This window comes from Methylobacterium mesophilicum SR1.6/6, assembly GCF_000364445.2.
Taxonomy (GTDB): Bacteria; Pseudomonadota; Alphaproteobacteria; order Rhizobiales; family Beijerinckiaceae; genus Methylobacterium; species Methylobacterium mesophilicum_A.
Genome location: NZ_CP043538.1, coordinates 1706328 through 1730866 on the forward strand (window position 1 = coordinate 1706328; position 24539 = coordinate 1730866).

The following is a 24539-nucleotide window of genomic DNA, read 5'->3' on the forward strand; positions in this document are numbered from 1 at the left end:
GCCCGACCGACTTGCCGGGGCCGATCCGTCACGAGGCGCCCGGTTCGACTCGGCGCCCCGCGGACGGGCGCTCGAGGATCGCCTGTGACGCGCGGGGGGCTTCGTGGCTGCATCTCACCTCCATCCCGACCTTCTCGTCTTCGACGGCCTCGCCCTCACCTCCGGCGGCCGCCGGGAGCTCGAACTCATGCGGGCCGGCGGGCTCACGGGGGCCAACTTCACCTGCTCGGTGTGGGAGGGGTTCCGCCCGACCATGGAGCGCATCGCGCGCTGGAAGATTTCGCTCGCCGCGAACGCCGACCTCGTGCGCCCGGTGCTCACCGCCGCCGATCTGCGCGCCGCCAAGCGGGAGGGCCGGATCGGCGTGGTCCTGGGCTGGCAGAACGCGTCGGCGATCGAGGACCAAATCCCGTTCATCCAGCTCTTCCACGACGTCGGCGTACGCGTCGTGCAGCTGACCTACAACACGCAGAACCTCATCGGCTGCGGCTGCTACGAGGCGCGCGACTCCGGCCTCACCGGCTTCGGCCACGAGGTCGTGGCGGAGCTGAACCGCGTGCGCATGCTGATCGACCTGTCGCATGTCGGGCCCAAGACCTCCGAGGAGGCCATCGCCGCCTCCCGCCTGCCGGTCTGCTACTCCCACGTGGCCGCCCGTGCCTTGAAGGATCATCCGCGCAACAAGTCGGACGACCAGCTCCGCGCCATCGCCGAGAAGGGCGGGTTCGTCGGCGTGACCTTCTTCACCACGTTCCTGGCGCGCGGCATGGACGCGACCCTCGACGACTTCCTCGACGTCGTCGAACACATCATCGGCGTCGTGGGCGAGGAGGGTGTCGGCTTCGGCACCGACGCCCGCCAGCGCTACGAGGCGTGGTCGATCTACTGGGAGGACTACACCGAGGCCGACCCGCCCTACTGGACGCACGACAAGGGCTACGCCCGCCAGCTCACGACCTTCGCGCCGCAGCGCCGGCCCGCGGCTTTTGTCGATTACGCGAGTTACGGCGCGCTGACCGCCGCCATGGAGGCGCGCGGCTGGCCGGAGTCTCGCATCCGGCGCGTCATGGGCGAGAACTGGGTTCGCTTCCTCGGCGATGTCTGGGGCGCGTAGCCTCGCGGAGCGATCGAAGGATTTGAGGATGATGGCGATCATCGGCTCCCGTCTCGCATCACCGGACCGCCGGCCCCGGCGGCGAGTGCTCGCCGCGGCGCTGATCGCGCTGCTCGCCGGCCTGCCCGGCGCGGCGCGGGCCGAGAAGGCCGAGATCGCCATCGCCAAGCAGTTCTCGATCGCGTTCCTACCGCTCATCGTCATGGAGCGCGACCGCCTGATCGAGAAGCACGCCCGCGACGCGGGCCTGCCTGAGGTCAAGGTCAACTGGCTCACCTTCAGCGGGCCGGACACGATGATCTCCTCGCTGCTCTCCGGCAGCGCGGACGTGGCGGCGGCCGGCATCCCGGGGGCGCTCATCGTCTGGGCGCGCACGCGCGGTTCGCGCCAGGCGGTGAAGGGCATCGCGGCGATCGGCGCGGTGCCGCTCTATCTCGTGACCCGCGACCCGGCGATCGCCTCCGTGCGGGACTTCAAGGACACCGATCGGATCGCCACGCCGGGCGGCAAGGGCACGATCAATGCCGTCCTGCTGCAGATGGCGGTCGCGCAGACCCTGGGCCAGGCGAGCGTCTCCCGGTTCGACCCCCTGCTGTTCTCGATGGGCCAGCCGGACGCCACCACGGCCATGCTGGCGGGCATCGATACCGTGAAGAGCGTCGTCAGCACGCCGCCCTTCCAGGATCAGCTGCTCGCCGTGCCCGGGATGCGCCGGCTGTTCAGCTCGTTCGCCGTGATGGGCGGGCCGCACAGCTACGCCAACGTCTTGGCGACGACCCGCTTCCACGACGAGAACCCGAAGCTGTTCGGCGCGATCGTGGCGGCCCTGAAGGAGGCGGAGGCGACGATTGCGGCGGACCCGCGCGGTGCGATCGCGGGCTGGATCGCCGCCACCGGATCGAAGCTGCCGCTCGCGGTCGCCGCGCGCGTCCTGGACGAGCCCGGCACCAACTGGAGCCTCACCCCGCAGAACGTGATGACGTTTGCCGACTTCATGGCGCGCACCGGCATGATCGCGAGCGCGCCCGCGTCGTGGCACGACCTCTACTTCCCGGAGGCCGTGTCCGATCGGCCCGGCGGCTGAGGATCTGATCCAGACCGAGATCGAAGGCCGCAACACACGGTTCCGCGGTCAGCCTCTCGCAGTTCAGGGCCGCGCGCGGCATCGCCGCTCGACCCGTCTTGGGGCGCGCGGCCTGGCGTAAGCTCAGGACGCGAAGCGGCCGACGGCGTAGGGGGCCGGATCGATCGGGGCGGCGCGCCTTGCCAGGAGCGCGGCGACCAAGCGCCCGCTCGGCGGACCGGCGGTCATGCCGTAGTGGCCGTGGCCGAACGCCAGGTGCAGGCCCGGCCGCTGCGGGACCGGACCGAGCACGGGCAGTGTGTCCGGGAGCGAGGGCCGGAACCCGAGCCACAGCTGCGGCTCCCCGTGGGTGAGGCCGGGAAAGAGCGCGCGCGCGTGCGCGGCCAGGATCCGGGCGCGGGTCTCGTCCGGCGGGGCGTCGAGGCCCGCGAACTCGACCGTGCCGGCCGCGCGCAGGCCCCCTTCCATCGGCGTCACCCCGAAACCGCGCGACTTGTAGCTGATCGTGTAGCGCGGCTCGATCGAGGGCGCAGGCAGCATGGCGTGGTAGCCGCGCTCGGTTTCGAGTGGCACGCGCACGCCGATCGGATCGAGCAGCGCCTTCGACCACGCCCCGCCGGCGACCACGACGTCGGCGCCGACGCGGTTCGCGATGTTGGTCCAGACCGTGAAGCCGCCGCCCTCGCGCGGGATGAGCTTCAGGGCCCGCTCGGCCACGATCGTGCCGCCCTCCCCGCGCAGTCGCTCGGCCAGGGCCCCGACGAGCCGGGCGGGGCTGAGCGTGTAGCCGTTGCCGGGCACGAGGAGCGCGCGCCGCACGGCGCGGGAGATGCCGGGCACCATCTGCTGCAGGTCGTCGGCCCCGAGCACTTGCGCCTCGATGCCGTGCCGCTCGCGGATCTGCCGCTCGACGCGCGCGCCCGCGCTCTCCCCCTCGCCGTCCCAGACCTGGATCTGGCCGGTGCGCCGGACGAGCTCGCCGAACGCCTGCGGTCCGATCAGGTCCTGCCAACAGGCGAACGCGTCCTTGTGCAGGGCGCGCAGCGCGTCCGAGATCGCCAGGACGCGCTCGATCCGCCCCTCCTTGATCCAGCGCATCAGCCAGGGCAGCGCGGTGGGCAGGTAGGTGGGGTGGACGACGAGGGGGCCCTTCTTGTCCCGGAGCCAGCCAGGCACCTGGCGCAGCATGCCGGGCATCGCGATCGGCGAGGCCGTGTCGGCGCTGATCATGCCGGCGTTGCCGTGTGAGGCGCCGCCGCCCGGCGGCAGCGGATCGATCACGGTGATATCCCGGCCGGCGCGCCGGAGGTAGAGCGCGGTCGACAGCCCGACCACGCCCGCGCCGAGGACGATCGCAGTGTTCTTATCGCTCATGCGGCGTCTCCGGAGGCCGAGAATAGGCGGTGGTTCGACCGTGATCGGTCGGACGGATGGCGTCCGGACTCCGCTCCGGCGATCCCGCACCGCGCGCGGCGCCCTCGCGGTGCGGCCGGGACCGTGGGAGCGGGGCGAGAGGCGGGCACGGGGTCATGTGGTCCGGCGCCGGCGCAGGAGCGCGTCGGCGGCTAGGACTACGCCCGTGACGCCGATCAGGAACGCGCTGACCGCCGCCGTCAGCGCGACCTGCATGTGCAGGCTGTTCCAGATGCGCACCGGCAAGGTCTGCGTGGCCGCGTTGGTGAGGAAGAGCGAGATGACGAGCTTGTCGAAGGAGGTCAGGAACGCGAACAGGGCGGCCGAGGCGACGCCGGGTGCGGCGAGCGGCACACGCTCGGCTTGGCCCGGCCGGAGGGGAAAGGCTGCAGCCATACCCTACACCGCCTGGATCTGCGGCTTCTCGTCGACGCACAGCACCAGCGCGCGATCGGGTGGGGTAAGGTAGAGGCCGACTACGTCGCGCAACTTCTCCACGAACGCGGGATCCGCGGAGAGCTTGAAGGTGTCGGCTCGGTGCGGCCGCAGACCGGAGGCGCGCCAGATGCGTGACACCGCACTCTGGCTCATGCCGGTGCGGCGCGCCATCGAGCGGGTACCCCAGTGCGTGGCGTTGGCCGGTGCCTCTTCCAGGGTAAGAGTGACCAGGCGCTTGATAGCCTCGTCATTGATGCTGCAGGGCGCTCCGGAGCGCGGCGCGTCGACCAGCCCCTCCAGTCGATGCGCGGCGAAGCGGGACTGCCAGAGCGCCACCGTCTGGCGGCTGATTCTCACCGCCGTCGCCACCCCAGGATGGTCGCGCCAGGTTCCGCACCGGCCAGGATGATACGCAGACGCGAAACCAGCGCCTGCCCGGTCCCGTGTCGGCGCAGCAGACGTTGTATCTCACCCTGCTCGTGCCGGCTGAGATCGAGAGATACGGCCTTTGGGCCACGCGACATGGCACACCTCCATCAGGATGCACCCAACGATCCACCCACACAACTAAACTGTCAAATTTATTTCAACTCAGACAACTAGAGAGCGCTTTGGTTCGAATAAATGACATGTTTATTCGGAGGTCTTGATCGAACCAGTCGCTGATACATGAATCCAAGATGATTTGTGTTCATTGTCGATTCTTTCTTGTAAAATAGAGTCATAATTATTCGATTCAAAGCCGCGATCAGCATTGCCAATGCGGTTGCGTGTGCTTTCTGAGTCATTAGCCAACGACTGACTTCTCATGTTAGATATTACGTTCTAGCATGGGCTACTGCTCTTTCGCGCTCGTCGAGGGGTAGCCCGGTCTTCGTACACTTCGGCGTCGAGGAGAGTGTTCAGCCGAGCGAGCTCGCGCTCGATCGGCAAAAGAATATGGCGGCATTCAGCAGCTATATGATGCGACTCAGGAAGCCCAATTCCCTTCCACTGACATTGCCACGGCCCACTACCAAATCGGTACTGAACCTCGTTCATTGCCCACGCCGGAAAGCCTCTAAGAACCTCAGAGTATAGCTTCATTTTCAGATAAGCCTCTTCCTCTGAAATGCCAAATTGAGTGGGACGACCAAAGATGACTGCAATTGCATCTTCAAGAGCCTCCTCGTTTGCGGGTGTGAGACTCAGTCTTAGCTGAGCTCGACGCGTTTCAAGCATTGCCCGGTGTTTGTCGGAAAGTGCCCGCGATGCAGGAGACTTACGGCGTCGAAAGTCTGTAGGATGAGTCTCCAAAGAATTGATATGCAGAGAGATAAGGTTGTCAATCTCCTTCGTGCTCGATGGTGGAGCTGATATCTGCATCTTGCGATCGGAAATGGCTTTTTGCATAACGTTCTCCTAAACGGCTACTGAGGTACGCAAGCGCACCGTTAGTTGAGCGGTGGGGATGAACTGCCGACGACCTTGATCGAAGTCTGGCGCTGTCGTTCAATATCGCCGTGATCCATGGAATGGGTGCATGGGGAGCGGCGTCGCGAGCGCTTCTAATTACGTCGAGGACGCGAGAAGCATCGTTGCCGGTATCTCGTAGCCAACGGCCGATTATAGGGCCGGTCTCGCGTTGACTGACGCCGAGCGATGCGAGTGCTGGTCGCCCCTCCGAGAACAGGAGTCCTCGCGCGGAGGGTGCTCCAGCACCCGAACCGACAGGTTCGGATACTTCTTCTACTGGTCCTTCTCCTGGCCCTTCAAGTTTAGCGAGCCTGGATTCAGGTGCCGCTGAAGTTGTCGTGATCTGCCGCTTGTGTTGACTTGAATTGCCGGTAGTTGACTCTCCAGCCGGCACATCATGCCCGTTGTTATGCCAATCAAGAATCAGAAAAATTCGATCGGAAGTACGCGAGCCATCCTGTCGTCTCCGCTCTTCCCGTCGAAGGAAGCCCGCATCTTCGAGCCAAGCCAGCGAATTACGCACGGCACGGACACTGTAGCGAGTTGCCTTTGCAAGACGTTCCTGCGATGGAAAGCAATTTCCATCGCGATTACAGTCAATAGCAACCGCGATCAAAGTGTTAGCATGTACGGCATTTGTGATCTCTGTCCGACTTTGGGCCCATCTAATGAGGCTAAAAGGCTCGTTGATCATGTGCGTTCCCCACGATTGAGCTGAATAGCGTCCTGCTTCAGTGCAAATCCACAGCGACTGAGCTTTCAAGGCGAGTTTCAGAGGGGGCAGGTCGCCAGCCTCGTTGCGGCGTTGAGCCAACACGCGACCTCCACGTCCGTCCTCTAAACGCAGGATTTTCTGCCTTCAAGGGAAAATTTTTGGTTGACGTGACGCAAATCGAGTTATATGCAGCGGCATGACACCTGTTGAGCTCACTGCCTGGCGCAGACGACATGACTTTACTCAAGAAGAGGCTGGCAACATGCTTGGTGTAAGTAAGAGAAGTATATCAAATTATGAGACTATTGGTCCGGTGCCAAAAGCAATCGCTCTTGCTTGTGAAGCAATCTCCATCTCAGAGGGAACGGTCAACTACGAGCAATTAATTCGGGAGCAGCATCCAAAATTGGCCGGATTCTTTTTGTAATACCATGTTACATCGAAAAAGGCAGAATTTTTCAAGATGTGGTGCACCAGACGCTGAATCCAGAAGTAACCGATTGGATTGACACAAATGAAATAGCAGCTCAGCTCATGCTAAAGAGAGTCGTGGTATCTGAAAATAGAAAGGTCTATGTGCCGATCATCCTGTTTGAAGATTTGAGCCAAGCTACTGCATTTAAGCTTGTTTGGTGTTAAATTTCATAAAGGGAATTCTATAACATGACTTTGACCTAAATTGACGGTCCAATCTAATCAAATCTATTTGGTATGGAGCTTCCAATCTATTTTGATGCTTAGCAGTGTTCTGATGGGACATCTGCGATCGCGTTTTTGTTTTGGCGACTGCGACTGTCTGGGAAGACAATCTGCCTCTTTGTGACCGGCCTGGCATGTCCTAGGCGTTGGAAGGTGGGGAGTTCAGTTTATGCATACTAAGAGCGCCTAACAGAACGGGCACGGATCGTGTGGTCGGGCGTTGGCTGGGATGGCTCGCCCCCTTCTTCCCAACGATCTGTGGACTGAGATCGCCCCGCTTCTTCCGCCGCCCCGGCCGCGTCCGAAGGGCGGGCGGCGCCCGCTCGAGAACCGTGCGGCGCTGACCGGCATCCTGTTCGTGCTGCGCTCTGGCCTGCCCTGGGAGATGCTACCCGCCGAGATGGGCTGCGGCTGCGGGATGAGTTGCTGGCGCCGCCTGCGCGACTGGCAGGCGGCAGGCGTCTGGGCGCGGCTGCATCAGATCCTGCTGGAGCGCCTGCACGCGGCGGGCGAGATCGATTGGGGCCGCGCGAGCCTGGACAGTGCGTCTGTCCCGGCCAAAAAAGGGGCTCTGCCACGGGCCCGAACCCGACGGATCGGGGCAAGCCGGGCACGAAGCGCCACCTCGTCACCGACGCGCGCGGCACGCCGCTCGGCTTCTGCCTGAGCGGCGCCAACCGACACGACAGCGTGATGATGGCCCAGACCCTCGACGCCATCCCGCCCCTGCGCAACGGGCGGCGCGGACGCCCGCGGCATCGTCCGGACAAGTTGCACGCGGACAAGGCCTATGATGCCAAAGCACGACGCCGGGAGTGCCGGGCGCGCGGGATCGTGCCGCGGATCGCGCGCAAAGGCATCGAGAGCAGCGAGAGGCTCGGGCGTCACCGCTGGGTCGTCGAGCGGACCCATGCCTGGTTCAACCGCTTCCGCCGCCTGCCCATCCGCTACGAGCGGCGCGGCGACATCTACGAGGCCTTCACAACCCTGGCCGCGAGCCTCATCACCCTCAAGCAGATCAAACGGTTCTGTTAGGCGCTCTAAGGGAAACAGTCAGAACGTAGATATTGGTATAGTTCGGAAGCTGCTAAGCCGCGCTGGGCATCCAACTACGCCGCCACACGAGGCCCATCTTTCAGCCGTTCGTGCTGGAGAATTTCTTGCGAAGGGTGAGTTTAGTTTCGTCGATTTGAGTATAGGAAAGGCACAGTCTAATGCTCTAAATGAAAACGTGGCTCATCTCGAGCGTCGTATTTCAGAACTCGAGTCTGAACTTGAACTAAAAGAGCAAGAGGCATCTCGGATGCGCAGCGAAAATGCACAACTGTCTAAGGACGTGATGATGATACGGAAGGAAGAAGCCTACTTCCGAAGGCGGGCGGCCGAACTTGAGGGTGAGCTCGTATGTGTAAGAAAGGGGCAAGTCAACGTCGACATTTCTTCGGAAGCGTTGAGCCGGATGGGTCGACACAAGAAGCGATTTGTGTATCGTTCGGAAGAAAAGGCGGATTATCTCGATTTTGCTGTGTTCCGCTCTGCAGTGATGGCGCGGACGAAGCGTAAGTATTGGAAGCCGATTGTTGGGTTCGCACTTGGAGTGACGATTAAAGAAATCAGTGCCTGGGAAGCTACTAAGCTTTGCCCGGCCCGTTGGCTGAATGAGGTTGATTTTCTGAGCGATGCTGCTTTTCAGCCGACGTCGCATAGGCACTGGGCCGCCGATAACCAGGACGCCCTGAGGACGGTTTTGTCAGAGCATGCTAATGATCTTTTGGCCGCGCAATGCTTGACTGAAAGACTCGGCTTCGTGATTCTAGAGTCGAGTGTAGCTTATTACCGTCGGAAGATGTTTCGAGCTCATGAGTTGCGAAAACGGCCCCAGATTAAGTCGAAATCAGTAGTGCATATCTGCTGAGGGGATGGTTCGAAAAAAATTTTGGTTCCAGTGGCCTAACGTTTTCACACGTGTCGGCGGATATGTCCTCGTTTTATTCGCGTGGGATCTATATTCGAAGGAGAGGTTTGACAGTGCAATGGCAATCCAACAGCAAAGTTTTGTTCGTGGGGCTCTGTCGCTTAAGGAGTTCTTAGATTGGTCGAGACTCGGACGAACCAAAGCTCTCGAAGAGATCGCCTCTGGTCGTCTATCAGCTATCAAGGTTGGTAGGCGGCTTCTCATACCTATGGCTTCTGCGGAAATGTGGTTGTCCTCGCAGCCTCGTGTGGTTCAGGGTTCCGAGAATAGCCTATCCTGACTTGCTGTTCCAGAAATTTTTCGATCGGGATCCATAAAGTACATGAAGAGACTTCCTTGTTTCTTGATGTGTATCGTCTCCATTCAAGTGTTATTCTTGCCCTTCGTTGGGTTGTAGTTATGGTCTTGATCGGCGCGGCCGTCTTAGGATCGGGCTGATTGATAGTATCAAATGGGATTGAAGAAAGTGCGTCTTGAAGCAGGGTCAGACGACGAGTGCGAAGCAGGTGCGGTTTGAGCGGTGTCTTTAGGTCACGGCTTCAAGGCTGGCGTTGCCTGTAAACCCCGCGGCAGCAGATCATCAAAGCGGCGCTGGGGGTAGCCTTCGGCAATACGGGTTATGACGTTAACCAGGCAGGCTTGCGGCCCGACGCCGATGATCTTGCAGTTCTCGGCCATAACCGCTCGGGTAATTACTCACGGGGTGGATCGGTCGGCGGCCGAGCGACCACTGCTGGGTGGCTTGCCGGGACGAGCTTGCCTCTTGCCGGGAGCCGATTTCGCCGATTCTCTCGTGAGATGGGCCGCAGCGAACTGGAACGGCTGAGCCGCGAGGAGCTGATCGAGCTGGTGCTGCGGCTGCAGAGGCCAGAGAATACCTCGTGGACCTCGTCCAAGCCGTCTGCGACCGATCGCAAGGAGCAGCGGGAGCACTCAAAGCCCGGCGGCGGCAAGCCCGGTCACGAGGGCCATAGCCGCGTCGTCAGCGATGAGGGCCTGCGACCGCGAGATCATGGCGTGGTCGGCGACCATGGCGAGCGTCTCTGCCGAGATGGTCTGCGACCTGATGATCGCCTGTTGCGAGCGCCGGTTCGGCGCGACGAAGACCCCGCACCCGGTCGAGTGGCTGTCCGACAACGGCTCCGCCTACATCGCCAGGGAGACAGCGCAGACGGCCGCCGCGCTCGTCCTACGGCTGCTATGCAGCGCGACAATCAGGATGAGGCAATGCGCCGCCGCAGGCCGGGCAGGCGCAGGAGCTGGGATGAGCGACGGTCTCGCGCAGCAGATGATCGGGCAAGGAGCGGCGCTCCGGCCCTCGGCTCGCCGCCTCGACCGCCTCGGCGACGACCGGAACCGCCGCGAGGCGCTCGGACTCGTCAACCTCCAGAGCTTCGATGGTGAGTTCGAACTGCTCGACGCGGGCTTGCAGCTTCTCGGACGGGACGCCGAACTGCGCCCGCTTCAACCTTGCAAGTTCGCCGCGGAGCTTCTCGATCGGGGTGTTGGCATGAACGGCATCCCTCGCCATGCCGACGATCATGCATTTGAGTGCATCCACATCATTTGGCAGCGAGGCAGGATCGAGAGCCATGCCAATAGCTCAGCTTGCCCATGACGGCTCTGCAGCCCCTCCGGGCGCAGCGTCCCTCAGCCCGCGATGCGCGGTCGGTCCGTGCGCTCGGGCGCCCGCCAGTCGATCCCCTCCAGCAGTATCGCGAGTTGGGCTGGTGTGAGCGCCGCCGCGGCCCCTGCAGTCCCCGCCAGACGAAACGGCCCTTCGCCAACCGCTTCGAGAACAGGCACAGCCCCTGGCCGTCCCACCACAGGACCTTGATCAGCCGCCCAGCACGGCCGCGGAAGACTAAGGCCTGACCGGAGAACGGATCATGGTGCAGGTGGTCCTGCGCCAGCGCGGCGAGCCTGTCGAAGCCCTTCCTCAGGTCGGTGTGGCCGGGGCCAGCCATAAGCGCGAGCCCGAGGGAACGGGGATCATCGATCCAGCAGCGCCGCGAGAAGGTCTCGCACCAGGGCTGGATCGGCACCGGTCTCGGCACGCAACCGATGGCCGTCGGCCAGTTCCACCTCGATGGCGCCACCCGGCGCACCCTGTTCACGCGTCGGCAGCCCCACCGGCGCCGGCAGTGCGAACGGAACGAAGGGAGGCTGAACCGGCAGGGCCGCCGCCCGCTCCTCATCCCAGGCCTCGCGTCGCCAGCGAAAGAGGAGCGATCGCGTCAGGCCATGGCCGCGTGCCACAGACGAGATCGACGCGGTGGTGCTCTCCGCCTCAGCGAGGATCGCTCGCTTTTCCTCACGCGTCCACGAGCGACGCGTGCCGGCTGCGACGATATGGGGCGAGATCGTAGGTCCAGACATAGGGCGGATACAGGCCTTCGTAACAGCACTGTATCCAGGTCCAGGATCTTATCCCGCAAGGCGCCTGCCGACGAGCGCTTACCCCGCGCTGATCGAAATGCCCGGCTCCGTAAATACCTCCAGGCGCCGGACCAGCTCCGACATAGCCATACGCTTTGGCATTGACATGTAACGGAGCTCCTCGAGTGCTCCATATCCCACGCTCGGCCAATCGGTCAGAATGTGCTGCTCAGACGACGCTCATGGTTGTGTTGAAGCTGCGCCCGATATTGGTTCAAACGGCATGAATTAGGATCTTGATACTGGCATACAGGTAAGCAAAGATCTCCGAGAAAAGCTGCAGGACGATTGCCTAAATCAAATTGTATTTCACATAAACGAGGCTATATCTAGGTATAAATCTTGTATATTGCTTGCATCCGCGCGCGAGCGCGCTGCCATTTAGAATACAGGACGGCCGCCGATGTCATCCGATTGGATCTAAACTTGCGACTACATCCGGCTGCCACCAATCAGTGGTCTCTCGATCCGCTCGGCTCAAAATACCTGGCAGGTCAGATGTTTAGGAATCTTTCTGACAACAGGCCGATCGCTGCGATAAATTACGGCGATCGGCCTGCCGCATATTCCTATATTAGTTCGGGATCGATTTGACTCATGGGTTGATCCAGCGATTGAACGTTGTGAACCTGATCAAGTCGGCGTCCGACTCAAAGGAGATGAGGAAGTTCAGGTTGTCTGGACCTTCTTCATCATCGGCGTAATCCATCAGCCCGATCGGCTCAACATCGACGCCATCATCTTCTGTTGGATCTTCCCAGCGCCAAGAAAACGAAATCGTAGGATGGGCTTGGGCAAATTTCTCCAGCAAGATGCCGAAGTTCACAACTGCGTCGACGGGACACGAGTTGACGATCATCATCACGCTATGGGTTGTCATGTTAAAGTGATCCAATTGCTGAACTGTTAAAATGGAACGCGTCGTAAATCATGAAATGAATCTTATGCTAAATGCGAGAGATCAGACTAAACGCTCTGTACCCGATAATCGAGGTAACTTTTACGACCCTCCTGGGTCTTGAACACGATCTGGAAAATGGCGGTTTCCCGTGCGTCATCATCCTCATCGCCCCCGTATTCATCATCTTCTTCATGCTCGTTGTAAGCCTCGCCCCACTCGAAGTCTACATCCGGATGTGACTGGTGAAAGCCAGCGAGTCTGAAGCCGAACAACGCGACGTTTTCGATATCTAGCGTATCAATTTCGACTAGGAGCTTGTGCGTGTACATCTTGTCCATCCTAAAATGACATCGCCGAGTTCAGCCTATTTGCCGGGCGATGACGCAGGTGTAAGGGTGGCGGGGGCTGGAGCTCAAATTAAATCGTGAGCTGACCGCGAGGACGTCCGGGTGGTCGATAAGTCCCAGCCGCGATCTGCGCATCCCTCGCCGCAGTACGCCGCCGCCGCCCGCGTTCGGCCTCCCGTTTCTTCTTGCGTTGAGCGCGTTCGGCAGCGGTGGCAGGATCGGTACCGTCTGCGTTCGCCGATTTGCCAGAACGCGGACGTACGACGTCCGCAATCCCGGCCTCGACGATGGGCGCGACGGTCACGTCATCGTAGCCGGCGGCTGTCAGTCGATCCCGCAGCCGCTTCGCCTGCCCATCGTCGTAGACGTGGATGTCATAGCCGCCCGCATACGCTGGATGGCGGATCGCGCCACGTGTCACGAACTGTAGGATGTCCTCGTCCTCCCGCGCCGCTCGAATATCGTCCGGATCGAGCTGGAGCGCGTCGATGATCGCGGCGTCCGCACGCGTCGCCTTGGCGGAGTAGATGAAGGCGCAGCTCTCGTGGTCACGCAGCGCGTTCGTGCCCGACAACCGAGGGCTGCACTCGGGACCTTCGAGGCGTCCCGCGAAGTAAGGGCGGATGCTGCTGTTCGAGCTCCAGTAGCCTTTGAACTGCGTCGCCTCGAGGTGCTTCGCGATCGCAACGACGCAGGCACAACCATCTCCCGCCCACCACGCCGTCGAGCCGGCATGTCGCGCATAGTAGTGGATGCGGATTTGAGGCTGACCGGTACGCGGAGGCCCGACCTGAACCATCTCGATGCGAACGCCACCCGCACGCCGGGTCGCATGATCGACGAGGCTGCTAAGGTATCCTGCGGCCGCGAGCGTCAGGCTGGCGCAGCGACGAAGAGCGCCCAAGGTCCAGATCGAACGCCAACGAACGCGACGGCCGATAACACCGGCATCGTCCCAGCTCGCGACGTCGACCTCGACGATCCGAGCTCGAGAGGTGGCCAACCGGTGCAACGCGGTGAGCGAACATCCGACGTCATCGAGGAGCTGAGGCAGGCCGATCGCCTTGGCATCAGGGCGCAGGGACAACCGGAACCATCCCGGTTCGCGGCTCGGGGTGAGATCGTACCGTGCGGCCATCATCGGCCACGACGCACCGAGGCCGATCTCGTCGGCGACGATGGCCGTCTCGGGGATCTCATCGATCCCGACGTGACAGCCATCGACATCCTCCTCCCCTAAGCCCATGAGGGCGGCGTGCGTGGTGACGATGATGAGCTGTGGGTTGACGGGATTGCGGAGCGCTGCCCGCAATCGACGATCGACGGACCCGCCAGCCGATTGCTCAGAATGGATGACCTGAATGGTCGGTCTCGAACTCGGGTCCAGCTCATCGATCAGCGCGCGCAAACGGGCGGCGTGCTCCTCGACGAGGTCTATACGTGGTGCCGCTATGACGACGACGCCTGGGATGTGGATCGCTTCTCCGGTCAGCCTCGTCGATTTGCCACTGCCCGGCGGTCCAGCGAGCACGACGCAGGTGATCCGTTCAGGTATCTCGCCGATATGGGTGTGGATTAATTCCGTCCGGTGCATGTCTAAGAGAGTTAAGGGTGGACGGAATTAATTACTCGATCTGAGTCTGTCACCTGTAATAGAAATACATATTGACATGTCGCTTGCTCTTTGCTGAATGCGTGCCGCTCTTTCGGGTGCGGGCGCGAGCCCGTGCTTGCAAAGACGAGCACGCACAGTGGCGGGACGGCACGTCCCGCCCTGTCTCGATCTTCGCCGAAGGTCGAGATCGATCCCGCGACGGCGCGACCGCGCCGCAGCACGATCTCATGTCACGTCGCTTCGCCTCGATCGGAGCTGACGCCCCGATCGGTCAGCGCTCGTGACATCAGGGGGCGATGAGATGTCGACGAGCTGACCTCTCACGACCTCGTCGTACACGACATCTGCCTTTGCCTCGTCGCCGAGCGTGATCCCAATCCGACGCGCTGCAAGCGCGTCCAAACACGCAACGGACGGAATTGTTGCCACCTATCCGTGAGGATCCCCGCTACCCGCCGGGCCTGCAGATGAAGCCGAGTGCCTGGGCGAGAGCTGAACCCGCCGCGCTGGCGGCGATGGGCGTCAATTCAATTTCGACATCGCCTCTGAAGGCTCTGTAGGGTCGCATCATTGCAACTCAGGACACATTGCTCGTGCCGAACTACGCTTTCAACCGCCTCACTCTGACTGGTCCCGCCGACGAAGTCGCTCGTTTCGTGCGCGAGTGCGTCCGCATCCGGGAAGATCAGCCGAACGACCCACCAAGCCTCGATCTCAACGCTATCGTGCCAATGCCTTCTGAGATCCTGGAGAGCCGCCACACCCCTGCTGTCGTGATGCCTGAAACCGGCTCTGCTGTGGCGAGCCTTCCGGATTGGTTGGTCTGGCGTTCATTCAATTGGGGCACGAAGTGGAACACGTGCGCCTTCTACGGGGGAATGATCAGCGACACGATCTACGACTGTCAGTTCGACACCGCCTGGGCCTGTCCCGAACCTGCCTTGTCCGCCCTCGCAGCGCGATATCCTCGGCTTCGCGGCACCGTGGTGGCACACGATGAGAGTAGCGATTGGTCGGTGATCGCCGTCTTCCGGGATGGGCGCTATCTCACCGCGACTGGCGGGTTTGATCCGCGCTTCGCGTACTTCGCCTACGCCGGTCACAACTTGGATCGCGTTGGCGTTCTGTCGGCGAAGGCTTTGATCTACATTACCGATGATCCGGAGCTGTTCCGCTCACCGCGCTCGTCTGGCTTGTCGACGGCGAGCACCGATACCCTCGATCCCCTTTGGACGCGACGCGAACTGGCCATCGAGGAGTTCGGTCGCCTCGTCGGGGGCAATCTCCAGCGACGACTTCAATTCGAGAGGATTGTGTTTGACCTTCATAATCACATCGATGATCGGCATCGGACGAAGATGGCTGAAGTGGCGGAATATTCACATCACTTTGCAGCCGATATCAGATTTCTCATCAATCATCAGCACACGCAAACGCCGATCGATATCAAGTTGATGACCATATTGTCCACCATCATACGAAAGGCCTGCATGTATGGTCACGATGACAAATTAGACGAAGACCACCTCTTGTTGATCGAGGAAGAAATTTTCGACGCGTTCACGCGGGATGATCTAAATGGTTGGGCTGCCGTGACAACGTGTCGTCTGGGTGTGACGATCGACCGCCGACGCGACGATACGCTCCGCGAGAGCTTCTTGAGCCACACTGAACGTCTGCACAACGATATCATTGATCACTTGCGTGACGAACACGTATCTGATTACTAAATATCTGTGTTGAATTAATAAAAATCCACGGAGGACGATGCCATTGATAACAATCGCATCGTTATCACGCCAGTGATCGCTGGTGAGCAAAAGCACCTGCACAACTGCTATCAGACAATCACTATTTCATTGCTTATTGGTATTTCGACATGCGCGACGTATACACTTGCCGCTTCACCCTCTCCGGTCCTCCTGGCGAGATCGCTCGTTTTCAAAACGAATGCAGCCGTGTCTTCAACGATGAGCCCAATCGACCCGTGAGCCTCGATTGTGACGAGCCTGTACGGAACCTGTTCGATAAGACGGTAGCTGATGGGGACCCTTCCGATCAGACACATGCAATCACTGACTTGGCCGCCGACGATGCAGAATGGTGTGGCTGGCTGAGTTCATACTGGCGGACGCAACGGGATACCTGGGCATTTCGCGAAGCGTTGCTCGATGATGCCACCTATGACTGCGCCTTTGTGACGGACGATCCGTCAATCTTCTCCATCGTTGATTTTTTTGCGCAACACCATCCGAGCCTGGAAGGTACTTTCATAGCGACTGGGTTCGGCTGTGAGTACTGCACTGTCGGGATTGTTCGGAGCGGCGCCTTCGTTTCCTGTGAAGACCGGTACCATCCACTGGCGCTTCTGCTGATTCAGGCTCATGATTGGCCTCAGCCAGCTCCGACAAAATCTGCTCGTGCTCTGCTTGCATCTATGGCGGACTACGTTCAGTTTGAAGATTTGCGTAGAGCGGCAGACGCTGGTCCCGCTTATCTCACATGGATACGAAACGCGTTTGTCGAATTTTGCCAATCTTTAGATCGTAAGCTTGCCGTATATCTGGTTCTCGAAGGCGTCGTCGTCGACGTCCACGACCATCTGGAAAACGTATTAGGCAGTACAGGCCGGCAAGATCTGAAACGGTACGATAAAGAGACGGATCCGTACGAGCGTCCCATTTGGGCGCCTGACGGCGCATCGTGTGTGGCATTTCTGCGCAAGCAGCATTGCTTTCGAACGCCGGTCGAGCGTCAATTGACCAGGATGCTTGTGGCTGGCATGCGCGAAAACGCGTTCTTCGGGCATGATCACCAGCCAATAATTCTGCCGTTGTCTTGGTTCGGCCACGATGAGCTGTGCGATTGGGCAAAATTGACCCTCAGCCGCCCTGATGCGCCATTCGACTGTGAAGATGACGTGCTCTTACGGGAACATCTGCGCGGGCGCGCCGAGGCACTTGCCAATCATATCAAGGCTTATCTGCATGGATCGGAGGACTGGTCTCCCGAAGTCGTATTGCTTATAAGGAACTGGTATTCCACGTGTCACTATCCTGGCCATGGCCTTAGATACGAAGACTATAAGAAACGGGCGCCCCTGCTCTGAGTAAAACTTCGGTTTGGTGTTGTGGATTGTACCCGACTTGATGGTCCTGGTGTTCACGCTGATCCACTGCATCGGGTGCCAGTAGGCTAAGCCGCCCCGGTCGAACTCCGGGACGGTTTTCGCATCTGCGTCGACAGATCGATCCGTATAGAACTGGTGGTGCGGTTCTGCTGGCAATGATCCTGACTGTAAGTCTCAATCGGACCAGAAGCAGACCTCAGGTCCCGGTCAGAAACTGGACCTTCGGCTTTGCGCCCATTCCAGTCACCCGGCACGTCATCGGTCAGCCCCTGAAGCGGACATGTCCGCGACGCGCTCTCAGTGCGTGCGATGACGTCGCCGTTGGTGCCCCGCCATCAGCGTGTTGGCGGCCTCCATCGTGGCCACGACCTTCTCCCCGACCATCGAGACCATCTCCGTCTGGCCTGCGGCGTCTCCCCCGGCGGGTCCGGACGAGCCACAACTCAATGACCTTCTGTGCCTCTACGGCGAGCAGGATGGCTGCACAGAAGGGGGACGTACGAGAAGGCGATCAGAAGTGCCTTACCCCTCGAGATCTTCGAGTGTGTTCCTCAAAGCAACGCTCAACGACTCGCGGGCTCGTGGATCGGGCAGCCGTTGAAGCGTTGGCGGAACTCCGCCGAGTGCTTGTAGGGTGCGTTGCGCGCGCGGTTTATATTGCCAAGCGGCCTGTGGGCTTCGAGCCCGGTCCAGACGCTAAACCGCATGCGCTCGTCGACGGTGTCGACACGCCCGGGCTCCCAACTGTCCTGCCGGCGGACCCGGATCGTCGCGACCTTTAGGAAGGGCGCCTCGTCCTCCTTCCATTCCACCGTGGGATCCTCGACCGGCTGGCGCGCCAAGTCGCGGCACAGCTGCACCCGGAACTCCCACACGCCCTCTATGTGGCGCATCTCGGACCGCACCGTCTCGCGGATCGCGTTCGGGCGACCGGAGGCGTCGATCTCGTTGCCGGTCAGGTCGGTCAAACCTGGGGAGACCGGCACAATAGAGAACTTGGCGATGTAGTCGCCGTACCTGAACGGAGTAACGCTGTAGTAGGTCTCGCCGAGCGGATCGACGTTCGGCGCGCCGCCGAGCGAGCCGATGGTCGGGCTCTCGACGCCGACTGCCTGCAGTGCCTTGTTGACGCCTCTCAGAACCGTCGAGGCGAAGACCTTCAGCCCCTCGGCCCGATCCGTGGTGCCGGCGAGCAGCTTCAAGCTGCCCAGGAATTTCTCGGCGTTCTGAGCCTGGAAGACAGGCCCGTTGACCATGATGAAGTTCTGGGTCGTGCCTTCGGCGTCGAGCAGGCGCTCGCCCGGCACGTCGAGGACCTTGAGGGCGAGGCCGCGCGGCAGGGTGACCGCGTCGGGCAGGATGTCGCCCGCGTTGGTCGACAGCCGCATGTAGACCTTGTGCTTGCCCGGCGTCGCGAACAATCCCTGCGCGAGCTCAGGCGGAAGGTCGGCCTCGACCTCCAGGATACCCTCCAAGATGCCGTGTGCCTTGGCGTGGACCGAGCGCACTGCGTGTCCGGAATCCGTCGCGACCCTCTCCAGGATTGTGTCGAAAGTCTCGTTCAACCCGGCAATGGTCTTATCCTCGTCGGGCCTGACGCTTTCGATGTCGCGGCTGTAACGGACAGGTGCGTGCAAGGTCAGGCGTCCTTCAATCAACTCCGGACAGAACTTGGCGGAGTGGCCGACGTTCCGGATTGCGTCCAAGTCAATCGCTCGCGAACGAGCTCGGGAACGTCGGGTAGCGGGGGTGCTTGTCCAAAAGCGAGCCCGCCTGGGCTTGCGGTCCCGCGAACTAGAGGCGGGGCGGTAACGGCACGCGTTCGGCTTTTCCGTCGACCGAGCTGCAACGGAGAGACCGGCATGACCTACCTTCGCTACGCGCCCGACATCGAGCGGCCGGCGCCGGACGAGCAGGCGACCATCGACGGCATCATCCAGGGCATGACCCAGCAGTCGCAGACGGTCGAGAAGCGCGAGCATCACGCAGTTCGCGCGAGCCACGCGAAGAGCTCTGCCTGCGTGACGGGGGAACTGACCATTCCGGAGGGCCTGCCGCCGGAACTCGCACAGGGGCTATTCGGCCGTCCGGGTACGCACAGGGTGGCCGTGCGCTTCGCCCAGGGTCCGGGTGAGACCCTCGGTGACCGGGTTTCAACCCACCGCGGCATGTCGATCAAGGTATTCGACGTGCCGGGCGAAAAGCTGCCTGGCCACGATGCGGATACTCAGGACTTCGTGCTCGCCACCGGCACGACCTTCCCGTCCGGCACGGCGGCCGGCTTCCTGCGCGACGGAACCATCATCGGCAAGTCGACCGGCATGCCCGAGGCCTTGAAGAGCGCCGTCTCCGCCACCGCGCGCAACCTCAACCGGGTCCTGCACGCCTTCGGGACCGAGAGTGCCATGGCCGACTTCTTCGGCCACCCATACAGCCACCCGCTCGCCGACAGCTACTTCAGCCAAGCGCCCGTGCGCTTCGGCGACTACGTGGCCAAGCTCGGCGCCGTGCCCGCCACCGACGCCCAGCGCTCGCTCTCCGAATGGCGCCTCGACCCGCACCTAGACGAGGACGGCTTCCGGCACGCCACAGTCGCGTTCTTCCGGGACAACGACGTGGTATTCGACTTGAAGGCGCAACTTTGGGCTGATGCCGAGCGGCAACCGATCGAGGACGCCTCAATCGACTGGCCGGTCTCGGTCAGCCCGTACCGCACTGTGGCCACGCTCCGCCTGCCCCGCCAGGACGCCTACGGGTCGGACCGGGTCCGCTACTTCGACGAGGTCATGACTTTCCGCCCCGCGCACAGCCTCGCGGCGCACCGTCCGCTCGGTTCGGTGATGCGGGCGCGGCTCCAGGTCTACCGGGCGCTGAGCGATTTCCGCCACCGCGAGAACGGCGTGACCGCCGAAAACACCGCCTCGCCCGAGAGCATCCCGGCCTGACCCCATTCATCCGCATCATCGCGCACAGAGGAGCTAACCATGACCCTTCAGGGCAAGACCATCGCCATCCTGATCGCCCCTCGGGGGACGGAGGAGCCGGAGTTCACCAAGCCCCGTGAGGCGCTGATCGCGGCCGGCGCGACCGTCACGGTGGTCGGGCTTCAAACCGGCGAGGCCGAGACGGTCAACAATGATCTCGACGCCGCCGGGACATACCCGGTCGACAAGGCCATCGACGGCGTGTCCGCCTCCAACTTCGACGGGCTCGTCATCCCTGGCGGCAGCGTCGGCGCCGACAAGCTTCGGGGCAGCGAGGCCGTGATCGGCTTCGTCCGGGACTTCTTCGAGCAGGGCAAGCCGGTCGGCGTCATCTGCCACGGACCTTGGACGCTGATTGAGGCCGACGTCGTGAAGGGCCGCAAACTCACCTCGTTCCCGACCGTGAAGACCGACATCCGCAACGCGGGTGGGGAATGGGTCGATGTGGATGTGGTGGTCGATAAGGGCCTCGTCACCAGCCGCAACCCCAAGGACCTGCCGGCGTTCTGCGCCAAGATCGTCGAGGCGTTCGCGGAAGGCCGTCATCCCGAACAGGCTCGCAGCGCCTGACCCACGCATCGGCACATAGGAACGGCGCAAGGCCCTTCCGGTGCGGTTCACGGGCCGCGTGATGACAAATGGGATAAGTGCTGATGCAAGAGATATGGGACGGGGTCTCGGTCGAGTGGGACTCCGCCGAGATCGAGCCCGGCATGCGACTGCGCTATGGCGTCGCCGGCGTGGGCGGGCGCATCGTCGTGCTCGTCCACGGCTACCCGCAGACCGCCTACGCGTGGCGCCGGGTCATCCCGCTCCTCGCCCAGGCAGGCTTACGTGTCGTGATGCCTGACTATCGCGGTGCCGGCGGCTCTTCAAAACCTTCGGGCGGTTACGACAAGCACACCATGGCCGGCGACCTCCATGCCCTGCTCTACGGACACATGGGCGTCACCGGTCCCGTGACGATGGTTGGGCACGACATCGGCATGATGGTGGCTTACGCTTTCGCGCGCCGCTTCGCCGACCAGACCGAGCGACTGGTGGTGATGGAAGCTCCCCTGCCGGGGACCGATGCGTACGCGACGGCGCTGGGTGATACGGACCGCCTCTGGCATTTCCAGTTTCACCGCGCCCCGGACATCCCGGAACTCCTCACCGCGGGCCGCGAACAACTCTACCTGGAGCGCTTCTACCAGGACCTCGCCTACGATACCGACGCCATCGGACCGGATGCCATCCAGCGTTACGTGCGCGCCTTCTCGCGCCCTGGTGCCATGCGAGCTGGCTTCGAGCTCTACCGCGCCTTCCCGGCTGACGATGCCCGCAACCGGGCCGACGTTGAGCTAGGCGGCAAGCTCAAGCTGCCGATCTTAGCCCTGGCCGGCGTGGCGAGCGCTTTCGCGCCCTTCACCGAGGCGATGATGCAAGAGGTCGCCAAAGATGTGACGTTCCGGACGGTCGAGCGGTCGAACCATTGGATACCTGAGGAGAACGCGGAAGGGCTCACAGAGGAGATCCTCGAGTTCCTTGGCGTGGGCTGACGCTGGCCCGTCGAGATAGCCTCCTGAGGGTGTTGGCCGGCCGCTGGGGCGGACCACCACCATTTCCGCTTCGGCGCGGATGAGTGAGAACGCAGACGCCCAGCTGCCACCGCCTCGATGCACTGCAACGGGCGAGCCGCCACGGAACTCTCATGAAAATGGCCGGCTTCTCATAGATCGCGACCGGCGCGACCTGGGACGACCCCTCGAACGGTGGCAGAAAGATACACATGGATCTTGGCATCAGCGATCGGGTCGCGGTCGTGACGGGGGCCAAGTCAGGTATGGGCCGCTCGATCGCCGAGCATCTGCTGCGCGAGGGCGTCCACGTCGTCCTGACCGACAAGGAGGGCCCCGAGTTGCAGGCGACCGCCGCGGAGTTGTCGGCCCTGGGTCAGGTCCGTGCCGTGGAGGCGGACCTGAGCACGGCCAAGGGGATCGAGGTGCTCGCCGCCTTCGCCAACATGGCCTTCGACGACAAGCCGACTATCCTCGTCTGCGCCGCCGGCATCACCGGCGCGTCGGGGACTTCCTGGAACTGACAGACGACGACTGGCTGGAGGCGATCCAGACCGACCTCATGGCCTGCGTGCGTGCGACCAGGGCCTTCATCCCGCACATGCGCAAGGCGGGCTGGGGCCGCGTCGTGCTGTTCTCGTCTGAGGACGCGGTGCAGCCCTACATGGAAGAACTGCCGTATGCTGCCGCCAAGGCGGGTGTCCTGAACCTCGCCAAGGGACTGTCCAAGGCCTACGGGCCGGACGGCGTGCTCGTGAACGCGGTCGGACCAGCTTTCATCGCTACGCCGATGACGGACGCGCAGATGGAGAAGAAGTCGAAGGAGAAGGGCCTCTCCTTCGACGAGGCCGTCCAGCAGACGCTGGACGAAGAGCGTCCCGGCATCGTCGCCAAGCGCCGCGGCAAGGCTGAGGAGGTCGCCGCCGCGGTCACGTTTCTTTGCTCGGAACACGCCAGCTTCATCACCGGCAAGTTCCTGCGGGTTGACGGCGGCTCCGTCATGACCATGGGAACCTGAGACGCCGGCTACTCCAGCGTTCCAGCCCGGGCATGCTTACTCGTTCTGCGTCGCGCGAGAGCGCGAGGGCAGCACCCAATCCGGTCTGATGAAGTGGCAGGTGTACCCGTTGGGGATACGCTGCAGGTAATCCTGATGCTCCGGCTCGGCCTCCCAGAACGGCCCGGCCGGCGCCACCTCGGTCACGACTTTGCCCGGCCAGAGACCCGCGGCGTCGACATCGGCGATGGTCTCTTCCGCCATACGGCGCTGGTCATCGTCGGCGTAGTAGATGGCAGAGCGGTAGCTCATGCCCCGGTCGTTGCCCTGCCGGTTCGGTGTGGTCGGGTCGTGGATCTGGAAGAAGAACTCCAGCATGCGCCGGAAGCTCGTCCGAGTCGGGTCGTAGACGATCTCAATGGCCTCGGCGTGACTGCCGTGGTTGCGATAGGTCGCGTTCGGCACGTCGCCGCCAGTGTAGCCGACGCGGGTCGACACCACGCCCTCCTGGCGCCGGATCAAGTCCTGCATGCCCCAGAAGCACCCGCCGGCCAACACAGCCCTCTCGGTTCTCATTGTAGCTCCTCGTGAGTCGTTTTGCGCGTCTCACGGATATGGGGATACGAAGGACGCCTCGCCCGGTGGCCTAACGCCGTACCTGCACAAACGAGGCGCCGCCGGAAGCACGTCTTCCTTCCAGCGGCTTCCTTCCAGCGGCGTCCAGGAGAGGTTCGTTCAGCGACGTCAGGGTGGCACTGAACGACTGAATGGCCGCGCGAAACTAACAGCCGGTGATCGAGCGGATGCCGTTGACGGACTTCCTGCAGAAACGCCTGAGCGGTTCCGGAAAGGCTTCGGCTCGACGAGGTGCAGGATCTGGGCAACGGGAATGGCTGTCAGAACGGCTGGCCCGGGACTATGACGAACCGTCGGCTCCTCTGGAAAGCCTTCTTAGAGGCAGGGCAGCCGATTTTAGCCAGACTACGTCACAACGGATCGCCGGCCCGCACAGGACCGGACGTTCGGCTCGGCGCCCATTGCCGCCGCTCGTCCGAGCGCGACAGCATCCGATAAGCGGACGTTCGAGTAGCACCTCTGCGATGGCGTTGTGGCCGATTTGCAGTCCACCACGGTGGGCGCCGTTCAAAGGTCGATGAACTCGACCTGACGCGATGGGAGGAAGCGCCACCAAGCGTCCGGCGAGCGGAACGCGTCGTAGGCTAACCGCAGGATGGTCTCCGGCTGACGATGTGACAGGTCGATCCCGCCGCGGGCCTCGTTGCGAGCTAGGAGCATTTCCCAGGATAGGTCGAACACTTTCCATTCTACCGAGAGACCGTATCGCTCGATAACCTCAAGCTCGGCCTCGAACACCTCCCGGGTAAGGTGGGTGTCGGCCATCACCACGCTGAACCCAGCCGCCAGGGCTGCGTCCAGGGCGGCGACCTTCACGCCGTGGAGGAGCCCGCGAGCTTCCTCGTCCCAGCCCGTCCGCCGGACCTGCCAGTAGACCTGACGGTCCGGCGGCCAGAATGTCTGGCGTAGGTCGTCCAAGGTGAGGTGCACCCAGCCCTGGAGCGGATCGTAGCGGCGCGCGTAAGTCGTTTTGCCCGCGCCGGGGCATCCGATCAGCCCCACCACCCTCTGCCGGCGCGGGAGTGCCTCAACGTCCAT

Annotated in this window: 26 protein-coding genes and 2 pseudogenes; 14 read left to right on the top strand and 14 right to left on the bottom strand. The window is 62.3% G+C overall.

All coding sequences use genetic code 11. From position 1 onward, the window contains the following. The first annotated feature begins 103 nt into the window (after positions 1-103). Both MMSR116_RS07980 and MMSR116_RS07985 read left to right on the top strand, forming a co-directional pair. Positions 104-1114: a dipeptidase gene (locus MMSR116_RS07980; protein ID WP_158168605.1), complete on the top strand. Its 1011-nt coding sequence runs from the start codon at positions 104-106 to the stop codon at positions 1112-1114. Between the two features lie 28 nt (positions 1115-1142). Continuing rightward, on the top strand, positions 1143-2198 hold the full coding sequence (locus tag MMSR116_RS07985) for an ABC transporter substrate-binding protein (protein WP_158168607.1): 1056 nt from the start codon (positions 1143-1145) through the stop codon (positions 2196-2198). Positions 2199-2321: 123 nt separating this feature from the next. Here MMSR116_RS07985 and MMSR116_RS07990 read toward each other — a convergent pair whose 3' ends face one another. From MMSR116_RS07990 to MMSR116_RS32490, 4 genes are all read right to left on the bottom strand, one after another. After that, entirely contained in the window at positions 2322-3572 is a 1251-nt protein-coding gene (locus tag MMSR116_RS07990) for an NAD(P)/FAD-dependent oxidoreductase (protein ID WP_158168609.1), read from the bottom strand. A gap of 153 nt (positions 3573-3725) precedes the next feature. Then, on the bottom strand, positions 3726-4007 hold the full coding sequence (locus tag MMSR116_RS07995) for a hypothetical protein (protein WP_158168611.1): 282 nt from the start codon (positions 4005-4007) through the stop codon (positions 3726-3728). Between the two features lie 3 nt (positions 4008-4010). After that, a complete protein-coding gene (locus tag MMSR116_RS08000; RefSeq protein WP_432419874.1) occupies positions 4011-4418 on the bottom strand; it encodes an IS630 family transposase in 408 nt (135 codons plus the stop codon). A 955-nt stretch (positions 4419-5373) separates the two neighbouring features. Further along, complete coding sequence (locus tag MMSR116_RS32490; protein ID WP_432419902.1) at positions 5374-6198, bottom strand: helix-turn-helix domain-containing protein; 825 nt, start codon at positions 6196-6198, stop codon at positions 5374-5376. Positions 6199-6415: 217 nt separating this feature from the next. Between MMSR116_RS32490 and MMSR116_RS32495 the strand changes: the two genes are divergently transcribed. The 3 genes from MMSR116_RS32495 (at position 6416) to MMSR116_RS08015 (ending at position 8833) form a co-directional block, all read left to right on the top strand. Further along, a complete protein-coding gene (locus tag MMSR116_RS32495) occupies positions 6416-6646 on the top strand; it encodes a helix-turn-helix domain-containing protein (RefSeq protein WP_432419890.1) in 231 nt (76 codons plus the stop codon). Between the two features lie 501 nt (positions 6647-7147). Continuing rightward, positions 7148-7953 (top strand): IS5 family transposase gene (locus MMSR116_RS08010; RefSeq protein WP_085988008.1). Its coding sequence is split into 2 segments (ribosomal slippage): positions 7148-7478 and positions 7478-7953, totalling 807 coding nucleotides; the frame shifts between segments, so codons are not numbered across the junction. A 196-nt stretch (positions 7954-8149) separates the two neighbouring features. Beyond that, on the top strand, positions 8150-8833 hold the full coding sequence (locus tag MMSR116_RS08015) for a hypothetical protein (RefSeq protein WP_158168617.1): 684 nt from the start codon (positions 8150-8152) through the stop codon (positions 8831-8833). Between the two features lie 591 nt (positions 8834-9424). Here MMSR116_RS08015 and MMSR116_RS08020 read toward each other — a convergent pair. Next, positions 9425-9571, bottom strand: a complete 147-nt coding sequence (locus MMSR116_RS08020) for a transposase domain-containing protein (protein WP_158168619.1) — start codon at positions 9569-9571, stop codon at positions 9425-9427. Between the two features lie 120 nt (positions 9572-9691). On the opposite strand from MMSR116_RS08020, the pseudogene MMSR116_RS08025 reads away from it, so the two are divergent. Together MMSR116_RS08025 and MMSR116_RS31805 are read left to right on the top strand one after the other, a co-directional pair. Further along, a pseudogene (locus MMSR116_RS08025) lies at positions 9692-9886 on the top strand (IS66 family transposase); the annotation flags it as partial. Beyond that, positions 9879-10094 (top strand): annotated as a pseudogene (locus tag MMSR116_RS31805) (DDE-type integrase/transposase/recombinase); the annotation flags it as partial. The pseudogenes MMSR116_RS08025 and MMSR116_RS31805, both read left to right, overlap by 8 nt. On the opposite strand, the gene MMSR116_RS32500 reads toward MMSR116_RS31805, so the two are convergent. The 6 genes from MMSR116_RS32500 to MMSR116_RS08060 form a co-directional block, all read right to left on the bottom strand. Next, positions 10092-10487 carry a hypothetical protein gene (locus tag MMSR116_RS32500; protein ID WP_010685696.1) on the bottom strand — a complete coding sequence of 132 codons (396 nt, stop codon included), beginning with the start codon at positions 10485-10487 and terminating at the stop codon, positions 10092-10094. The pseudogene MMSR116_RS31805 and the gene MMSR116_RS32500 overlap by 3 nt on opposite strands. Further along, positions 10456-10860: an IS66 family insertion sequence element accessory protein TnpB gene (tnpB, locus tag MMSR116_RS08040; RefSeq protein WP_348529364.1), complete on the bottom strand. Its 405-nt coding sequence runs from the start codon at positions 10858-10860 to the stop codon at positions 10456-10458. Before tnpB ends, MMSR116_RS32500 begins: the two co-directional genes overlap by 32 nt. Positions 10861-10885: 25 nt before the next feature. Then, complete coding sequence (gene tnpA, locus MMSR116_RS08045; RefSeq protein WP_010685695.1) at positions 10886-11272, bottom strand: IS66-like element accessory protein TnpA; 387 nt, start codon at positions 11270-11272, stop codon at positions 10886-10888. 655 nt (positions 11273-11927) lie between these two features. Further along, complete coding sequence (locus MMSR116_RS08050) at positions 11928-12212, bottom strand: hypothetical protein (protein ID WP_010685694.1); 285 nt, start codon at positions 12210-12212, stop codon at positions 11928-11930. Positions 12213-12298: 86 nt separating this feature from the next. Then, positions 12299-12571: a hypothetical protein gene (locus tag MMSR116_RS08055; protein WP_039894094.1), complete on the bottom strand. Its 273-nt coding sequence runs from the start codon at positions 12569-12571 to the stop codon at positions 12299-12301. A 79-nt stretch (positions 12572-12650) separates the two neighbouring features. After that, positions 12651-14174: a hypothetical protein gene (locus MMSR116_RS08060; protein ID WP_010685692.1), complete on the bottom strand. Its 1524-nt coding sequence runs from the start codon at positions 14172-14174 to the stop codon at positions 12651-12653. A gap of 614 nt (positions 14175-14788) precedes the next feature. Between MMSR116_RS08060 and MMSR116_RS08065 the strand changes: the two genes are divergently transcribed. Next, positions 14789-15925, top strand: a complete 1137-nt coding sequence (locus tag MMSR116_RS08065; protein WP_010685691.1) for a hypothetical protein — start codon at positions 14789-14791, stop codon at positions 15923-15925. Positions 15926-16074: 149 nt separating this feature from the next. Further along, on the top strand, positions 16075-17304 hold the full coding sequence (locus MMSR116_RS08070) for a hypothetical protein (RefSeq protein WP_158168621.1): 1230 nt from the start codon (positions 16075-16077) through the stop codon (positions 17302-17304). A 584-nt stretch (positions 17305-17888) separates the two neighbouring features. On the opposite strand, the gene MMSR116_RS08075 is transcribed toward MMSR116_RS08070, so the two are convergent. Further along, positions 17889-18962, bottom strand: coding sequence for a catalase family protein (locus MMSR116_RS08075; protein WP_010685688.1), 1074 nt, complete (start codon positions 18960-18962; stop codon positions 17889-17891). A 225-nt stretch (positions 18963-19187) separates the two neighbouring features. Between MMSR116_RS08075 and MMSR116_RS08080 the strand changes: the two genes are divergently transcribed. The 5 genes from MMSR116_RS08080 (at position 19188) to MMSR116_RS32370 (ending at position 22886) form a co-directional block, all read left to right on the top strand. After that, a complete protein-coding gene (locus MMSR116_RS08080) occupies positions 19188-20270 on the top strand; it encodes a catalase family protein (protein ID WP_010685687.1) in 1083 nt (360 codons plus the stop codon). Between the two features lie 39 nt (positions 20271-20309). Then, entirely contained in the window at positions 20310-20879 is a 570-nt protein-coding gene (locus MMSR116_RS08085; protein ID WP_010685686.1) for a type 1 glutamine amidotransferase domain-containing protein, read from the top strand. 83 nt (positions 20880-20962) lie between these two features. Beyond that, complete coding sequence (locus MMSR116_RS08090; protein ID WP_010685685.1) at positions 20963-21850, top strand: alpha/beta fold hydrolase; 888 nt, start codon at positions 20963-20965, stop codon at positions 21848-21850. 230 nt (positions 21851-22080) lie between these two features. Then, the gene (locus MMSR116_RS32365) at positions 22081-22392 is read left to right on the top strand and encodes an SDR family NAD(P)-dependent oxidoreductase (protein WP_348529348.1); all 312 of its coding nucleotides are present in this window, start codon (positions 22081-22083) and stop codon (positions 22390-22392) included. A gap of 23 nt (positions 22393-22415) precedes the next feature. Continuing rightward, positions 22416-22886 (top strand): SDR family NAD(P)-dependent oxidoreductase, encoded by a 471-nt coding sequence (locus tag MMSR116_RS32370; protein ID WP_348529365.1) that lies wholly within the window; start codon positions 22416-22418, stop codon positions 22884-22886. A gap of 36 nt (positions 22887-22922) precedes the next feature. Here the strand turns inward: MMSR116_RS32370 and msrA are convergent, their stop codons facing one another. Then, entirely contained in the window at positions 22923-23441 is a 519-nt protein-coding gene (gene msrA, locus MMSR116_RS08100; RefSeq protein ID WP_010685684.1) for a peptide-methionine (S)-S-oxide reductase MsrA, read from the bottom strand. A 567-nt stretch (positions 23442-24008) separates the two neighbouring features. Beyond that, positions 24009-24539, bottom strand: coding sequence for an AAA family ATPase (locus tag MMSR116_RS08105; RefSeq protein WP_010685683.1), 531 nt, complete (start codon positions 24537-24539; stop codon positions 24009-24011).

Excerpts from the sequence above, each read along its gene's own strand:
- MMSR116_RS07985 (WP_158168607.1), top strand. The coding sequence starts at position 1,143 with ATGATGGCGATCATCGGCTCCCGTCTCGCATCACCGGACCGCCGGCCC.
- MMSR116_RS07990 (WP_158168609.1), bottom strand. The coding sequence starts at position 3,572 with ATGAGCGATAAGAACACTGCGATCGTCCTCGGCGCGGGCGTGGTCGGG.
- MMSR116_RS07995 (WP_158168611.1), bottom strand. The coding sequence starts at position 4,007 with ATGGCTGCAGCCTTTCCCCTCCGGCCGGGCCAAGCCGAGCGTGTGCCG.
- MMSR116_RS32490 (WP_432419902.1), bottom strand. The coding sequence starts at position 6,198 with ATGATCAACGAGCCTTTTAGCCTCATTAGATGGGCCCAAAGTCGGACA.
- MMSR116_RS32495 (WP_432419890.1), top strand. The coding sequence starts at position 6,416 with ATGACACCTGTTGAGCTCACTGCCTGGCGCAGACGACATGACTTTACT.
- MMSR116_RS08020 (WP_158168619.1), bottom strand. The coding sequence starts at position 9,571 with ATGGCCGAGAACTGCAAGATCATCGGCGTCGGGCCGCAAGCCTGCCTG.
- MMSR116_RS32500 (WP_010685696.1), bottom strand. The coding sequence starts at position 10,487 with ATGGCTCTCGATCCTGCCTCGCTGCCAAATGATGTGGATGCACTCAAA.
- tnpB (WP_348529364.1), bottom strand. The coding sequence starts at position 10,860 with ATGGCTGGCCCCGGCCACACCGACCTGAGGAAGGGCTTCGACAGGCTC.
- tnpA (WP_010685695.1), bottom strand. The coding sequence starts at position 11,272 with ATGTCTGGACCTACGATCTCGCCCCATATCGTCGCAGCCGGCACGCGT.
- MMSR116_RS08050 (WP_010685694.1), bottom strand. The coding sequence starts at position 12,212 with ATGACAACCCATAGCGTGATGATGATCGTCAACTCGTGTCCCGTCGAC.
- MMSR116_RS08055 (WP_039894094.1), bottom strand. The coding sequence starts at position 12,571 with ATGGACAAGATGTACACGCACAAGCTCCTAGTCGAAATTGATACGCTA.
- MMSR116_RS08060 (WP_010685692.1), bottom strand. The coding sequence starts at position 14,174 with ATGCACCGGACGGAATTAATCCACACCCATATCGGCGAGATACCTGAA.
- MMSR116_RS08070 (WP_158168621.1), top strand. The coding sequence starts at position 16,075 with ATGCGCGACGTATACACTTGCCGCTTCACCCTCTCCGGTCCTCCTGGC.
- MMSR116_RS08080 (WP_010685687.1), top strand. The coding sequence starts at position 19,188 with ATGACCTACCTTCGCTACGCGCCCGACATCGAGCGGCCGGCGCCGGAC.
- MMSR116_RS08085 (WP_010685686.1), top strand. The coding sequence starts at position 20,310 with ATGACCCTTCAGGGCAAGACCATCGCCATCCTGATCGCCCCTCGGGGG.
- MMSR116_RS08090 (WP_010685685.1), top strand. The coding sequence starts at position 20,963 with ATGCAAGAGATATGGGACGGGGTCTCGGTCGAGTGGGACTCCGCCGAG.
- MMSR116_RS32365 (WP_348529348.1), top strand. The coding sequence starts at position 22,081 with ATGGATCTTGGCATCAGCGATCGGGTCGCGGTCGTGACGGGGGCCAAG.
- msrA (WP_010685684.1), bottom strand. The coding sequence starts at position 23,441 with ATGAGAACCGAGAGGGCTGTGTTGGCCGGCGGGTGCTTCTGGGGCATG.
- MMSR116_RS08105 (WP_010685683.1), bottom strand. The coding sequence starts at position 24,539 with ATGGACGTTGAGGCACTCCCGCGCCGGCAGAGGGTGGTGGGGCTGATC.